At 69.1% G+C, this 13,918-nt stretch carries 14 protein-coding genes; 1 reads left to right on the top strand and 13 read right to left on the bottom strand.

Features of this window, described 5'->3' with window-relative positions:
* Positions 1–5: 5 nt before the first annotated feature.
* From nuoL to ABIA35_RS36450, 13 genes are all read right to left on the bottom strand, one after another.
* Complete coding sequence (gene nuoL / locus ABIA35_RS36510; RefSeq protein ID WP_370338354.1) at positions 6–1,961, bottom strand: NADH-quinone oxidoreductase subunit L; 1,956 nt, start codon at positions 1,959–1,961, stop codon at positions 6–8.
* Between the two features lie 19 nt (positions 1,962–1,980).
* On the bottom strand, positions 1,981–2,280 hold the full coding sequence (gene nuoK, locus ABIA35_RS36505) for an NADH-quinone oxidoreductase subunit NuoK (protein ID WP_194917194.1): 300 nt from the start codon (positions 2,278–2,280) through the stop codon (positions 1,981–1,983).
* Positions 2,277–3,155, bottom strand: coding sequence for an NADH-quinone oxidoreductase subunit J (locus ABIA35_RS36500; protein WP_370338352.1), 879 nt, complete (start codon positions 3,153–3,155; stop codon positions 2,277–2,279). The genes nuoK and ABIA35_RS36500 overlap by 4 nt, the downstream gene beginning before the upstream one ends.
* A complete protein-coding gene (gene nuoI, locus ABIA35_RS36495; protein ID WP_370338350.1) occupies positions 3,155–3,766 on the bottom strand; it encodes an NADH-quinone oxidoreductase subunit NuoI in 612 nt (203 codons plus the stop codon). Before nuoI ends, ABIA35_RS36500 begins: the two co-directional genes overlap by 1 nt.
* Positions 3,759–5,141, bottom strand: a complete 1,383-nt coding sequence (nuoH, locus tag ABIA35_RS36490; protein WP_370361000.1) for an NADH-quinone oxidoreductase subunit NuoH — start codon at positions 5,139–5,141, stop codon at positions 3,759–3,761. Before nuoH ends, nuoI begins: the two co-directional genes overlap by 8 nt.
* 23 nt (positions 5,142–5,164) lie before the next feature.
* A complete protein-coding gene (locus ABIA35_RS36485; protein WP_370338348.1) occupies positions 5,165–7,693 on the bottom strand; it encodes an NADH-quinone oxidoreductase subunit G in 2,529 nt (842 codons plus the stop codon).
* On the bottom strand, positions 7,690–9,015 hold the full coding sequence (nuoF, locus tag ABIA35_RS36480; protein ID WP_370338345.1) for an NADH-quinone oxidoreductase subunit NuoF: 1,326 nt from the start codon (positions 9,013–9,015) through the stop codon (positions 7,690–7,692). The genes ABIA35_RS36485 and nuoF overlap by 4 nt, the downstream gene beginning before the upstream one ends.
* On the bottom strand, positions 9,015–9,692 hold the full coding sequence (gene nuoE / locus ABIA35_RS36475; protein ID WP_370360974.1) for an NADH-quinone oxidoreductase subunit NuoE: 678 nt from the start codon (positions 9,690–9,692) through the stop codon (positions 9,015–9,017). Before nuoE ends, nuoF begins: the two co-directional genes overlap by 1 nt.
* Positions 9,689–11,032, bottom strand: a complete 1,344-nt coding sequence (locus ABIA35_RS36470; protein WP_370338340.1) for an NADH-quinone oxidoreductase subunit D — start codon at positions 11,030–11,032, stop codon at positions 9,689–9,691. Before ABIA35_RS36470 ends, nuoE begins: the two co-directional genes overlap by 4 nt.
* Positions 11,029–11,742 (bottom strand): NADH-quinone oxidoreductase subunit C, encoded by a 714-nt coding sequence (locus ABIA35_RS36465; protein WP_370360973.1) that lies wholly within the window; start codon positions 11,740–11,742, stop codon positions 11,029–11,031. Before ABIA35_RS36465 ends, ABIA35_RS36470 begins: the two co-directional genes overlap by 4 nt.
* Entirely contained in the window at positions 11,739–12,293 is a 555-nt protein-coding gene (locus ABIA35_RS36460) for an NADH-quinone oxidoreductase subunit B family protein (RefSeq protein WP_015796239.1), read from the bottom strand. Before ABIA35_RS36460 ends, ABIA35_RS36465 begins: the two co-directional genes overlap by 4 nt.
* A gap of 3 nt (positions 12,294–12,296) precedes the next feature.
* Positions 12,297–12,656: an NADH-quinone oxidoreductase subunit A gene (locus ABIA35_RS36455; RefSeq protein ID WP_015796240.1), complete on the bottom strand. Its 360-nt coding sequence runs from the start codon at positions 12,654–12,656 to the stop codon at positions 12,297–12,299.
* Between the two features lie 607 nt (positions 12,657–13,263).
* The gene (locus ABIA35_RS36450; RefSeq protein ID WP_370360972.1) at positions 13,264–13,497 is read right to left on the bottom strand and encodes a hypothetical protein; all 234 of its coding nucleotides are present in this window, start codon (positions 13,495–13,497) and stop codon (positions 13,264–13,266) included.
* A gap of 124 nt (positions 13,498–13,621) precedes the next feature.
* Between ABIA35_RS36450 and ABIA35_RS36445 the strand changes: the two genes are divergently transcribed.
* On the top strand, positions 13,622–13,798 hold the full coding sequence (locus ABIA35_RS36445) for a hypothetical protein (RefSeq protein WP_370360971.1): 177 nt from the start codon (positions 13,622–13,624) through the stop codon (positions 13,796–13,798).
* Positions 13,799–13,918: the final 120 nt, after the last annotated feature.

Here is a 13,918-nt window from a genome sequence, read left to right as displayed (position 1 = left end):
TCCCTTTAGAGCTTCGCGAAGAGGATCGCGGCGACCAGGGCGGCCGCTCCTCCGAACATGGACAGGGCGTAGGAGCGGACGTATCCGGTCTGGAGCCGTCGCAGCCGCCCGGACGTCCCGCCGACCAGCGCGGCCAGACCGTTGATCGCCCCGTCCACGCCGCGGTTGTCGGTGTAGACCAGGGTGCGGGTCAGGTACTGGCCGGGACGCATCAGCGCCGCCTCGTTGAAGGCGTCGCCGTACAGGTCCTTGCGGGCCGCCACGGTGATGAAGCTGCCGCGCGGGGCGACGGAGGGCACCTTGCGGGTCCCGTACTGGACGATCGCGATCGTGACGCCGATGGCCACCGCCACCAGGATGATGATCGACAGCTCCGCCGAGCTCAGACCGCCGGGCAGCTTGCCCTCCGGCCGCGGCCCGGTCACCGGCTCCAGCCAGTCGACGAAGGCGTTGTTCAGGTTGAACAGGAAGCCCGCGGCGACCGAACCGACCGCCAGCAGCAGCATCGGCAGCGCCATGCTGAACGGCGACTCGTGCGGGTGCGGCTCGTGCCCTTCGGCGTTGGCCTCCCAGCGCTTCTCGCCGAAGAACGTCATGATCACCATGCGGGTCATGTAGAACGCGGTGATCAGCGCGCCGAGCAGGGCACAGCCGCCCAGGATCAAGCCCGAGGTGCCGCCCTTGCTGAACGCGGCCTCGATGATGTGGTCCTTGGAGTAGTACCCGGAGAACGGCGGGCAGCCGATGATCGCGAGGTAGCCCAGGAAGAACGTGCCGAAGGTGATCGGCATGTACTTGCGCAGGGCGCCGTAGCGGCGCATGTTCACCTCGTCGTCCATGCCGTGCATGACCGACCCGGCGCCCAGGAACAGCCCGGCCTTGAAGAAGCCGTGGGTGACCAGGTGCATGATCGCGAACGCGTAGCCGAGCGGGCCCAGGCCCGCGGCCAGGATCATGTAGCCGATCTGCGACATCGTCGAGCCGGCCAGGCTCTTCTTGATGTCGTCCTTGGCGCAACCGACGATCGCGCCGAACAGCAGCGTGATCGCGCCGACGATGGTCACCAGCAGGCGCGCGGTCGGCGACAGGTCGAAGATCGCGTGCGAGCGGACGATCAGGTAGACGCCGGCGGTCACCATGGTCGCGGCGTGGATCAGGGCGCTGACCGGGGTCGGGCCCTCCATCGCGTCGCCGAGCCAGGACTGCAGCGGGAACTGCGCCGACTTGCCGCAGGCGGCCAGCAGCAGCATGATGCCGATCGCGGTCAGCGTGCCCTTGGAGGCCTCCGGCGCCAGACCGAACACGCCGATCTGGTTCGCCGGCGACTGGCCGCTCCCGCCGGGGTTGGAGAAGTTGAACGTCCCGAAGGTGACGAACATCAGCATGATCGCGATCGAGAGCCCGACGTCGCCGACGCGGTTGACGACGAACGCCTTCTTCGCCGCGGCCGCCGCGCTGGGCTTGTACTGCCAGAACCCGATCAGCAGGTAGGAGGCCAGACCGACGCCCTCCCAGCCGACGTACAGCAGCAGGTAGTTGTCGGCCAGCACCAGGATCAGCATCGCCGCGAGGAAGAGGTTCAGGTAGCTGAAGAACTTCCGGCGCTCGGGGTCGTGGCTCATGTAGCCGACCGAGTAGATGTGGATCAGCGATCCGACACCCGTGATCAGCAGGATGAAGACCACCGAGAGCTGGTCGAGCTGAAAGGCCACGTCGGCCTGGAACGGGTTCTGGCCCGTGCCGGGCACCGGGATCCAGGTGTACAGGTGCTGGTGCATGGTGCGCGCGGCGCCGTGCTTGCCGAGCATGGTGAAGAACAGCCCGGCCGCGAGGGCGAAGCTGCCCAGCGCCGTCAGGCACCCGAGCAGGTGCCCCCAGGCGTTGGTTCGCTTGCCCCCCAGGAGCAGGATCGCCGCGCCGAAGAGCGGCAGTCCGGGGACAAGCCAGATGAGACTTTCCATTGCTTACTCGGCCCGCCTCTCAGTACTTCAGCAGGTTTGCGTCGTCGACCGAGGCCGAGCGGCGGGTGCGGAACACAGACACGATGATGGCCAGTCCGACCACGACCTCCGCAGCCGCCACCACCATCGTGAAGAAGGCGATGACCTGGCCGGTGAGGTCGCCGTGCATGCGGGAGAAGGTCACCAGCGACAGGTTCACGGCGTTGAGCATGAGCTCCACGCACATGAAGACCACGATGGCGTTCCGGCGGATCAGCACCCCGAAGGCGCCGATCGTGAACAGGAGCGCCGACAGGAACAGGTAGTTGGCCGGGTTCATTCGGCGGCTCCGTTCGAAGAAGCACCGTTCGACGAGGCGTTCTCAAGTTCGGGAGCCTCGCCCTGGTGCGGCAGCGCCATGTTCTCCCGGGTCACCGCGGTCAGTCCGACCGCGTCGCGCACGGGAGTGCGGGCCACCAGCGTGGCGTTCACCGAGTCCTCGGCGACCGAGCCGTCGGGCAGCAGCGCGGGGACGTCCACCGCGTTGTGCCGCGCGTAGACACCCGGCGTCGGCAGCGGCGTCATCCGCTTGCCGGTGCGCACCCGCTCCTCGACCAGTTCCTTCTGCGACTTCTTGGCCACCAGGCGCTCCCGGTGGGTCATCACCATCGCGCCGACCGCGGCGGTGATCAGCAGCGCCGAGGTGACCTCGAAGGCCCAGAAGTACTTGCTGAAGATCAGGTCCGCCAGGTTCTTGACGTTGCCGCCGCCGGCGTTGGCCTGCCCCGCGCCCACGAAGGTCCCCAGCCGCGCGTGGCCCAGGGCCACCATGACCAGGACCGCGAAGGCGACCCCGGCCAGCACCGCCAGCTTGCGCTGGCCCTTGATGGTCTCCACCAGGGAGTCGGCGCTGGAGACGCCGACCAGCATCAGCACGAACAGGAACAGCATCATGATCGCGCCGGTGTAGACGACGATCTGCACCACGCCGAGGAAGTAGGCCCCCTGCGCCAGGTAGAACATCGCCAGGCAGATCATGGTCGTGGCCAGCGAGAGCGCCGAGTGCACGGCCTTCTTGGAGAAGACCGTCCCCAGGGCCCCGAGCAGGGCGACCGCGCCGAGGACGTAGAACTGGAAGGCCTCGCCGTCGGAGGTCTTGCTCAGCCCGGCGGCCAGGGTGACACCCTGATCGGCGACAGCGAGCGGAAGGCTCATCACGCGTCCTCCCCGTCCGGGTCGGGCTTGGCCGAGCTGCGCTGCTGCGGGACGGTGCCCGGTGCGGCCGCGGTGACCTTGCCCTCGTAGTAGTCCTGGGCGGTCATGCCCGGGAAGATCGAGTGCGGCGATTCGACCATGCCCTCGGTCAGCCCGGCGAGCAGCTCGTCCTTGGTGTAGATGAGGCTGGCCCGAGAGCTGTCCGCGAGCTCGAACTCGTTGGTCATGGTCAGCGCCCGGGTCGGGCACGCCTCGATGCACAGCCCGCACAGGATGCAGCGCAGGTAGTTGATCTGGTAGACGCGGCCGTAGCGCTCCCCGGGGGAGTAGCGCTCGTCGTCGGTGTTGTCCGCGCCCTCCACGTAGATGGCGTCCGCCGGGCAGGCCCAGGCGCACAGCTCGCAGCCGACGCACTTCTCCAGCCCGTCGGGGTGCCGGTTGAGCTGGTGCCGGCCGTGGAACCGCAGCGCGGTCTGCTTGGGCTCCTCGGGGTACTGCTCGGTCGTCCGCTTCTTGAACATCGTCGAGAAGGTGACGCCGAACCCCGCGACCCCGGCGAGCGGGTTCTTCGGCTTCTCCTTACCGGAGTAAGGGTTCTGCTCGTCAGACATCGGAGTCTCCTGCTTCGAGTTCGGTGGCCTCCACCACGGCGCCCACCAGGGCGGCCCGAGGACGGCGCGGCGTGAACGCCGGCACCGCCTGGCCGGGCAGCGGCGGCACCGGGAACCCGCCGTCCATGGGGTCGAACGGCTTGGCCGCCGCGGCGGCCTCCTCGGCCTTCTCCTGGGCGCTGGTCTGCCGGTAGCGCAGCTCGCTCACGATCCAGGCGATCACCAGTACCGCGATCACCGGACCGAGGATGTAGACCAGGTGCGAGCGGTTCAGGTCGCCCTGGTTCTTCAGCGTCCGCACGATGGCCACCGCCAGCAGCCACACCAGCGAGGACGGGATCAGCACCTTCCAGCCCAGCTTCATGAACTGGTCGTAGCGCAGGCGGGGCAGCGTGGCCCGCAGCCAGAAGAAGAACAGCATGAACAGGACCAGCTTGCCGACGTACCACATGATCGGCCACCAGCCGCTGTTCGCGCCGTGCCAGACCGAGACCACGCCCCAGGGGGCGTGCCAGCCGCCGAGGAACATCAGCACGGCCAGCGAGGAGACGGTGACCATGTTGATGTACTCGGCCAGGAAGAACAGCGCGAACTTGATCGAGGAGTACTCGGTGTGGAAGCCGCCGACCAGCTCGCCCTCGGCCTCGGGGAGGTCGAAGGGCGCGCGGTTGGTCTCGCCGACCATCGACACCACGTAGATGACGAAGGAGGGCAGCAGCGGCAGGCAGTTCCACCAGCTGTGCTGGCTGGCCACGATGCCCGAGGTGCTCATCGTGCCGGCGTAGATGAACACCGCCACGAAGGACAGCGACATCGCGATCTCGTAGGAGATCATCTGCGCCGTCGAGCGCAGGCCGCCCAGCAGCGGGTAGGTCGAGCCGGAGGCCCAGCCGGCCAGCACGATGCCGTAGATCCCGATCGAGGTGGCGGCCAGCACGTACAGCAGGGCCACCGGCAGGTCGGTCAGCTGCAGCGGGGTCCGGTGCCCGAAGATCGACACCTGGTTGTCCGCCGGCCCGAAGGGCACCACGGCGATCGCCAGGAACGCCGGGATGGTCGAGATCAGCGGGGCCAGGATGAAGACGATCTTGTCCGCCGCGGTGGGGATGATGTCTTCCTTGAGCATCAGCTTCACACCGTCGGCCAGCGACTGGAGCATGCCCCAGGGGCCGGTGCGGTTGGGCCCGATGCGCTGCTGCATGTAGCCGACGATCTTGCGCTCGAACAGGATCGCCATCAGGACCACGACGACCAGGAACGCGAAGACCGCGACGACCTTGATCAGGATCAGCCACCACGGGTCCCGGCCGAAGAACGAGAGGTCCTCGTAGTTGGTCGGCGGGGTGACGTCGGCGGCGAGGGGGCCACTGGCCAGGTGCCCGAATACCGTGAGGGCGCTCACGCGGTGGCCTCCACTTCGGTCGCGGCGCGTGCGATCTTGACCAGCGAGCCGGTGTCCGCGCGCAGCGCGCGGCGCACCTGCGAACCCTTGGAGTTCGTGGGCAGCCACACCACGCGGCCGGCCAGGTCGGCGATCTGCAGCGGCAGGGTGATCGAGCCGTGCTCGTTGGAGACGGTGACCGGGTCGCCCTCGGCAGCCCCGATCTCCGAGGCGGTCTCCTTGCTCAGGTGGACCACCGTGGGCTTGCGGGTGCCGGCCAGGAACGGCTCGTGCGCCTGCAGCGACCCGGAGTCCAGCAGGAAGTGCCAGGTGGCCAGCACGGCCTCGCCGACCGCCGGCTTGGGCAGCTCGGCCGGGGTGCTGGCCAGCGCCGGGGTCTTCTCCCGGTGCCACAGGCCCAGCCGCGCGATCTCCGCGCGCGCCGCGCCGACCGTGGGCAGGCCCAGGTGCACGTCCATGGCGTCGGCGATCCGGTCCAGCACCCGCAGGTCCGGCATCTCGCCGAGCCCGGCGGCCTGGACCGCGTCGGCGTCCAGCGCGGTGTCGAAGGACCGCGAGCGGCCCTCCCAGTCCACGAAGGTCCCGGACTTCTCAGCGACCGGGGCGACCGGGAAGACCACGTGGGCCTTCTCGGTGACCGCGGTGTGCCGGAACTCCAGCGAGACCACGCACGGCACCCGGTCCAGCGCGTCCAGGAACGACTGCGGGTCGGCCGTGTCGTACGGGTCGACGCCGGCGACCACGAGCCCTGCGACGCCGCCCAGTACCGCGGTGTCCACGATCTGGTCGGCCCCGCGCCCGAAGGCGCCCGGCAGGTTGGCCACGCCCCAGCGGGCGGCGACCTCGGTCCGGGCCTCGGGGTCGGTGGCCGGGCGGCCGCCGGGCAGCAGGTTCGGCAGCGCGCCGGCCTCCAGCGCGCCGCGCTCGCCGGCCCGGCGCGGCACCCACGCGAGCTTCGCGCCGGTGACCCCGGCCAGCCGCACCGCGGCGGTGAGCGCACCCGGCACGGCGGCGAGCCGCTCGCCGACCAGGATCACCGCCCCGGGCTTGCGCAGGTCCTCGGCAGCCTTCAGGCCCGCGGCGTCCAGACCGGAGTCCGGGCCGCCGTCGGCCAGCGCCGCCAGGAACGCCGGCTCCGTGAGCGGCGCCGCCTTCAGCAGCGCGCCCCTGAGCTTGTTCAGGCCGCGCGTCGCGAACGGCGCTATGGCCGCCACCGCCAGCTTGCGGGCGAGCACGTTCTTGCGCAGCCGCAGGAAGACGATCGGCGACTCCTCCTCCGGCTCGAAGCCGACGAGCAGCGCGGCCGGGGCCAGGTCGAGGTCGGCGTACGTGGTCGCCAGGCCGGAGCCGGCGACGTACGAGGCCAGGAACTCGGCCTCCTCCTCGGAGTGCGGCCGGGACCGGAAGTCGATGTCGTTGGTCTCCAGCGCGATCCGGGTGAACTTCGCGTACGCGTAGGCGTCCTCGAGGGTCAGCCGGCCGCCCACCAGGGCGGCGGCCCGGCCGCGCGCGGCGCCCAGGCCCTCGGCGGCGAAGGCCAGCGCCTCCGGCCAGGAGGCCGGGCGCAGCTCGCCGGTCTCGCGGTCGCGGATCAGCGGCGAGGTGATCCGCTTGGCGGCGGGGGCCTGCGAGTACTGGAACGCCCAGCGTCCCTTGTCGCAGTTCCACTCCTCGTTCACCTGCGGGTCCTCGGCCGCCATGCGCCGGGTGACCTTGCCGCGGCGGTGGTCCGTGCGAAGGCCGCAGCCAGAAGCACAGTGCTCGCACGCCGACGGCGAGGAGACCAGGTCGAAGGGGCGCGAGCGGAACCGGTAGGCGGCGCCGGTCAGCGCGCCGACCGGGCAGATCTGCACCGTGTTGCCGGAGAAGTAGGACGCGAAGTCCTGGTCCTCGGCCACCGAGATGCCGACCTGCTGGTTGGACCCGCGCTCGATCAGGGTGATGAACGGGTCCCCGGCGATCTGGTCGGCGAACCGCGTGCAGCGCGCGCAGGACACGCAGCGCTCGCGGTCCAGCAGCACCTGGCTGGAGATGTTGATCGGCTTGGGGAAGGTGCGCTTGACGCCCTCGTACCGGGACTCCCCGGCGCCGGTGCTCATCGCCTGGTTCTGCAGCGGGCACTCGCCGCCCTTGTCGCAGACCGGGCAGTCCAGCGGGTGGTTGATGAGCAGCAGCTCCATCACCCCGCGCTGGGCCTTCTCGGCGACCGGCGAGGTCAGCTGGGTCTTGATCACCATGCCGTCGGCGACCGTGACGGTGCAGGAGGCCACCGGCTTGCGCTGGCCCTCCACCTCCACGATGCACTGCCGGCAGGCGCCGGCCGGGGCCAGCAGCGGGTGGTCGCAGAACCGCGGCACCTGGATGCCGATCCGCTCCGCGGAGCGGATGATCAGCTCGTTTTTCGGAACCCGCAGCTCGATGCCGTCGATGGTGATGGTGACGAGTTCGACGGGAGGTGGTGTGGGCACGGCCACCTCCTTCTTGCTGCCGGCGGCGTTCGCCGCGTTCTCAGAAGTCACGGTCATGCGCTGGTCCTCGCGAACGACAGCGGGCCGTCGGCCCACGCGGTGGACAAAGACGGGTCGAGGGGGCACCCGCCGCGCTCGAAGTGCTCCAGGTACTCGTCCCGGAAGTACTTGAGCGAGGACTGGATCGGCGCGGCGGCACCGTCGCCGAGGGCGCAGAAGGCCTTGCCCACGATGTTGTCGCACAGGTCGAGCAGCTTGCCGAGGTCGTCCTCGGTGCCCTCGCCCTTCTCCATGCGCTTGAGGATCTGCACGAGCCAGTAGGTGCCCTCGCGGCACGGCGTGCACTTGCCGCAGGACTCGTGCGCGTAGAACTCCGTCCAGCGCAGGGCCGCACGGACCACGCAGGTGGTCTCGTCGAAGATCTGCAGCGCCTTGGTGCCCAGCATCGAGCCGGCCGCGCCGACGCCCTCGTAGTCCAGCGGGACGTCGAGGTGCTCCTCGGTGAACATCGGCGTGGAGGAGCCGCCCGGCGTCCAGAACTTCAGGCGGTGCCCGGGCCGGATGCCGCCGGCGTAGTCCAGCAGCTCGCGCAGGGTGATGCCCAGCGGCGCCTCGTACTGGCCGGGGTGCTTGACGTGGCCGGACAGCGAGTACAGCGTGAAGCCCGGGGACTTCTCACTGCCCATGCCCTTGAACCAGTCCACGCCGTTGCGCACGATCGCGGGAACCGAACCGATGGACTCGACGTTGTTCACACAGGTGGGGCTGGCGTAGAGCCCTGCGACGGCCGGGAAGGGAGGACGCAGACGAGGCTGTCCCCGCTTGCCTTCCAAGGAGTCCAGCAGCGCCGTCTCCTCGCCGCAGATGTAGGCGCCGGCTCCGGCGTGCACCGTGAGTTCGAGGTCGAAGTCGGTACCGAAGACGCCCTTGCCGAGGAACCCGGCCTCGTACGCCTCGCGCACCGCGGCCTGCAGACGCCGCAGGACGTGCAGCACTTCACCGCGCACGTAGATGAACGCGTGGCTGGCGCGGATCGCGTAGCACGCGATGATCACACCCTCCACGAGCTCGTGCGGGTTGGCCATCATGAACGGGATGTCCTTGCACGTGCCCGGCTCGGACTCGTCCGCGTTCACCACGAGGTAGTGCGGCTTGCCGTCGTTCTGCGGGATGAAGCCCCACTTCATGCCGGTGGGGAAGCCCGCGCCGCCGCGGCCGCGCAGACCGGAGTCCTTGACCAGCTGGATGACCTCGTCGGGGTGCATCCGCAGCGCCTGCTTGACCGCGGTGTAGCCGTCGCGCCGCTGGTAGCCGGCGAGCGTCCAGGGCTCGGAGTCCAGCCAGCCGCGGGACAGGACGGGAGTGAGTTCGGGTGCCATTACTCGGACGCCTCCGTGGTGACAGCCGGACCCGTGGGGGTCCGGCCCTGCGAGACCAGCAGGCCGGCCAGCGTGGCGTGGCCGGCGGCCCCGCCCCCGGCCACGGCTCCGGGCCGGGTGTCCTCGAACCCGGCCAGTATCCGCTCGGCCTGCTTGAAGGTGCACAGCGCCGGTCCCCGGGTGGAGTGCACTTCCTTGCCCGCGCGCAGTTCGTCGACGACCCGGACCGCCTTGTCGGGGTTCATGTCGTCCATGAACTCCCAGTTGACGGTCATCACCGGCGCGAAGTCGCAGGCCGCGTTGCACTCGATGTGCTCCAGCGTGACCTTGCCGTCCTCGGTGGTCTCGTCGTTGCCGACGCCCAGGTGCTCCTTGAGCGTGGCGAAGATGGCGTCGCCGCCCATCACCGCGCACAGCGTGTTGGTGCACACCCCGACGTGGTAGTCGCCGACCGGGCGCCGCTTGTACATCGTGTAGAACGTCGCCACCGCCGAGACCTCGGCGGTGGACAGTCCGAGCTTGTCGGCGCAGTACTCGATGCCCGCCGGGGAGACGAAGCCCTCCTCGCTCTGCACCAGGTGCAGCAGCGGGAGCAGCGCCGAGCCGGACTGCGGGTAGCGGGCCACGACCTGGTCCGCCTCCCCGTCCAGCTTCAAGAGGTGTTCGTAGTTGCTCAACGGTCCACTCCACCCATAACCGGGTCCAGAGAGGCGATGGCGACGATGACGTCGGCCAGCTGGCCGCCCTCGCACATCGCCGCGGTCGCCTGCAGGTTCGTGAAGGACGGGTCGCGGAAGTGGACCCGGTAGGGCCGGGTGCCGCCGTCGGAGACGACGTGCACGCCCAGCTCGCCCTTCGCCGACTCCACCGCCGCGTAGGTCTGGCCGGCCGGGACGTGGAAGCCCTCGGTCACCAGCTTGAAGTGGTGGATCAGGGCCTCCATGGAGTCGCCCATGATGTGCCGGATGTGGTCCAGGCTGTTGCCCATGCCGTCGCTGCCCAGCGCCAGCTGCGCCGGCCAGGCGATCTTCCGGTCGGCGACCATGACCGGCTGGCCCTGCGTGCGCTGGATGCGCTCCAGGCACTGCTCGACGATGTTCAGCGACTCGTACATCTCGGCCAGGCGGACCCGGTAGCGGCCGTAGGAGTCGGAGGTGTCCCAGGTCGCGACCTCGAAGTCGTAGGTCTCGTACCCGCAGTACGGCTCGGACTTGCGCAGGTCGTGCGGCAGGCCGGTGGCGCGCAGCGTCGGGCCGGTGATGCCCAGCGCCATGCAGCCGGCCAGGTCCAGGTGACCCACGCCCTCGGTGCGGCCCTTGAAGATCGGGTTCTCGTTGCACAGCTTGGCGTAGTCCGGGAACCGCTTGCGCATCAGCTTGATGTAGCTGCCGATCTTGTCCACCGCGCCGGGCGGCAGATCCTGCACGACGCCGCCGGGGCGGATGTACGCGTGGTTCATGCGCAGGCCGGTGATGAACTCGAAGAGGTCCAGCGTCTCCTCGCGCTCGCGGAAGCCCGCGGTCATCATCGTCAGCGCGCCCATCTCCATGCCGCCGGTGGCAAGGCACACCAGGTGGCTGGAGATCCGGTTGAGCTCCATCATCAGGACCCGGATGACACTGGCCCGCTCGGGGATCTGGTCCTCGATGTCCAGCGCGTTCTCGACCGCCAGGCAGTACGCCGTCTCGTTGAACAGCGGCGTCAGGTAGTCCATGCGGGTCACGAAGGTCGTGCCCTGCACCCAGGTGCGGAACTCGGTGTTCTTCTCGATGCCGGTGTGCAGGTAGCCGATGCCGCAGCGGGCCTCGGTCACCGTCTCGCCGTCGATCTCCAGGATCAGGCGGAGCACCCCGTGCGTGGAAGGGTGCTGCGGCCCCATGTTGACGACGATGCGCTCCTCCGGGCTTTCCTGAAGCCCGGAGAGGATCTCGTCCCAGTCGCCGCCGGAGACGGTGAAGGCACGGCCCTCGCTGTCGCTGTCGTAGACGGACTCGCCGGTCTCGTCGATGACGGTCATGAGTAGGCCCTCCGCTGGTCCGGAGCCGGGATCTGCGCGCCCTTGAACTCGACGGGGATGCCGCCGAGCGGGTAGTCCTTGCGCTGGGGGTGCCCCAGCCAGTCGTCCGGCATCAGGATCCTGGTCAGGCCGGGGTGGCCGTCGTAGATGATGCCGAACATGTCGTACGTCTCGCGCTCGTGCCAGTCGACTGTCGGGTAGACCTCGTAGAGCGAGGGCATGTGCGGGTCGACGTCCGGAGCGGTGGTCTCCAGGCGGATCCGGCGGTTGTGCGTGATGCTCAGCAGTCCGGTGACGCTGTGCAGCTCGCGGCCGGCCTCCTCGGGGAAGTGCACGCCGGTGACGCCCAGGCACATCTCGAAGCGCAGCGCGGGGTCGTCGCGCAGGGTCCTGGCGACCGGGACGAGGTGCTCGCGCGGCACGTGGATGGTCAGCTGGCCGCGGTAGACCACGTAGCCGCTGACGGCCTCCAGGGGCAGGCCCTGCTCCTCCAGCGCGCCCTCGAGCTCGTCGGCGATGACGTCGAAGTAGCCGCCGAGGGGGCGCTCGCTGGCCCCGGGCAGCTCGATCCGGCGGACCAGGCCGCCGTAGCCGGAGGTGTCTCCGCCGTTGCGGGCCCCGAACATGCCTTTGCGGGTGGCGATCAGCTCGCCACCCGGGGAGTCGGAGTCAGCACCCTGTTCCGGGACCGCGGGTACGTTTTCGGTCACCGAAGGAGCCCTTCCATCAGGATCGTCGGCTTGGCGTTCATCGCGGCCTTCTCGGCCTCTTCCGCGGCCTTCTTACGGTTCACGCCCAGCGGCATGCTCTGGATCTGCTCGTGGAGCTTCAAGATCGCGTCCAGCAGCATCTCCGGGCGGGGCGGGCAGCCCGGCAGGTAGATGTCGACCGGCACGATGTGGTCCACGCCCTGCACGATCGCGTAGTTGTTGAACATGCCGCCGCTGGAGGCGCACACGCCCATCGCGATGACCCACTTGGGGTTCGCCATCTGGTCGTAGACCTGGCGCAGGACCGGGGCCATCTTCTGGCTCACCCGGCCCGCCACGATCATCAGGTCCGCCTGCCGCGGCGTGGCGGAGAACCGCTCCATGCCGAAGCGCGCCAGGTCATAGCGTCCGGCGCCGGTGGCCATCATCTCGATGGCACAGCAGGCCAAGCCGAACGTCGCCGGCCAGACCGACGACTTGCGCATATAGCCCGCCAGGCCCTCCACCGTCGTGAGGAGGAATCCTGCGGGCAGTTTCTCTTCCAGGCCCATCTGTCAGTCCCATTCCAATCCGCCGCGACGCCACACGTAGGCGTAGGCGACGAAGACGGTGAGGATGAAGAACACCATCTCGACCAGGCCGAACCAGCCCAGAGAGTCGAACCGCACCGCCCACGGGTACAGGAACACGATTTCGATGTCGAAGATGATGAAGAGCATGGCGGTCAGGTAGTACTTCACCGGGAAGCGGCCGCCGCCGACCGGCTGCGGAGTGGGCTCGATGCCGCACTCGTAGGCCTCCAGCTTGGCGCGGTTGTACCGCTTCGGTCCGGTGAGCATCCCCGACACCACCGAGAACACGGCGAACCCGGCGGCCAGGCCGCCGAGCACCAGAATCGGCGCGTAACTGTTCATGGGTGACGTCCTGTCAGGCAGGTTTGTGTCAATTTCTGGACGAGTGGGCCCTGCTCACGCTACTTGTGGCTGATTTCACAAGCTCCCGCGACGTTCAGTGCCGTGCCGTGAACCCAGTGTGTGGAGAGGCGGTTTCACAAGCACGACCGTGAGCGCCACGAAACGGTCGGTGCCTTCTTTCGGGCTGATCCTACGCCTGCGCCGTGTGGGCTGCGCCACAGGGGTGCGGGCAAGTGTGATCGAGATCACCGGAAGATCAACGATCATCAGCCCACGAAGATCATCCAACCGGATAAAAGCGGAGGTGTTGTGATATAGGCGGTACCACCTCCCGTGGGCTAAGACCGACTTGCGCACCCGCCTGAGCTCTGCAAGCAGCAAAGCCCTCGGCACCGTTGCGCACGGGAGTAGGTTGCAGGCGTGGGGTTCCAGGACGCTCGTCGACGAGGAGGACTGTGATGCACCGGCGCCGGCTTTCTGTTAGCTCCGTCGCGGCATGCGCCGTTCTCCTTGGTTTCACAACGGTTTCCTGCTCCGGGACAGCCAATCAGGTGAACGCCAGGACCTCGGCGGGGTCGGGCACGGGGACGGTCTCGGCGAGTTCGTCTCAGGGGTCTGGTACGGGTCCGGGGAGCGCCTCCGGGTCCACGACGCAGTCGCCGCCGAGCACCCCTTCGGATTCGGGCGCGCAGGGCGGTTCGGCTTCCGGGAGCCCGTCTTCATCGGCGCCGTCGAGCTCGTCGGCGCCGTCGCGGCCGGCTTCGCCGTCGGCGCCGTCGTCGCCCCATCCGAGCCCGCCTGCTTCGGCACCCAGTACCGCACACGGGACAATAACGATCACACCTGCACAGAGTGGAACAACTCTCCACGTAGCGATCGGCACGGAAATCGTCGCCGAGCAGTTCCCGTGGCCCTCCGCACCGGCGTCGACCAATCCCGCGGTCCTGGCCCCCGGCGTCTCGCCGATGATCATCGTGTGCCGGCCGCCGGGGAGCACGTGCACGGCGCCGCCGCGGACGTTCATGGCGCGGGCACGCGGGACGGCGGAGATCACGGCATCGCGGGAGACGTGCGGGACCGCGCAGAAATGCGTGACGCCGATGGCGTTGATGGAGTTCGAGGTGACGGTCGTCGTGGAGTAGGCGCGCGGCCGCTGGAACCCGGCTGCCGGGCTCCGAGCGCCTCTCCGGGCGGTTTCCGGGACCAACGACCGCGCCCCGGCCCGAGAAGCCCGGACCGGGGCGCGTACGGCTTTGTCAGCC

Source organism: Catenulispora sp. MAP12-49, from assembly GCF_041262705.1.
Classification (GTDB): domain Bacteria; phylum Actinomycetota; class Actinomycetes; order Streptomycetales; family Catenulisporaceae; genus Catenulispora.
This window is presented reverse-complemented; position numbering and strand designations above follow the sequence as displayed.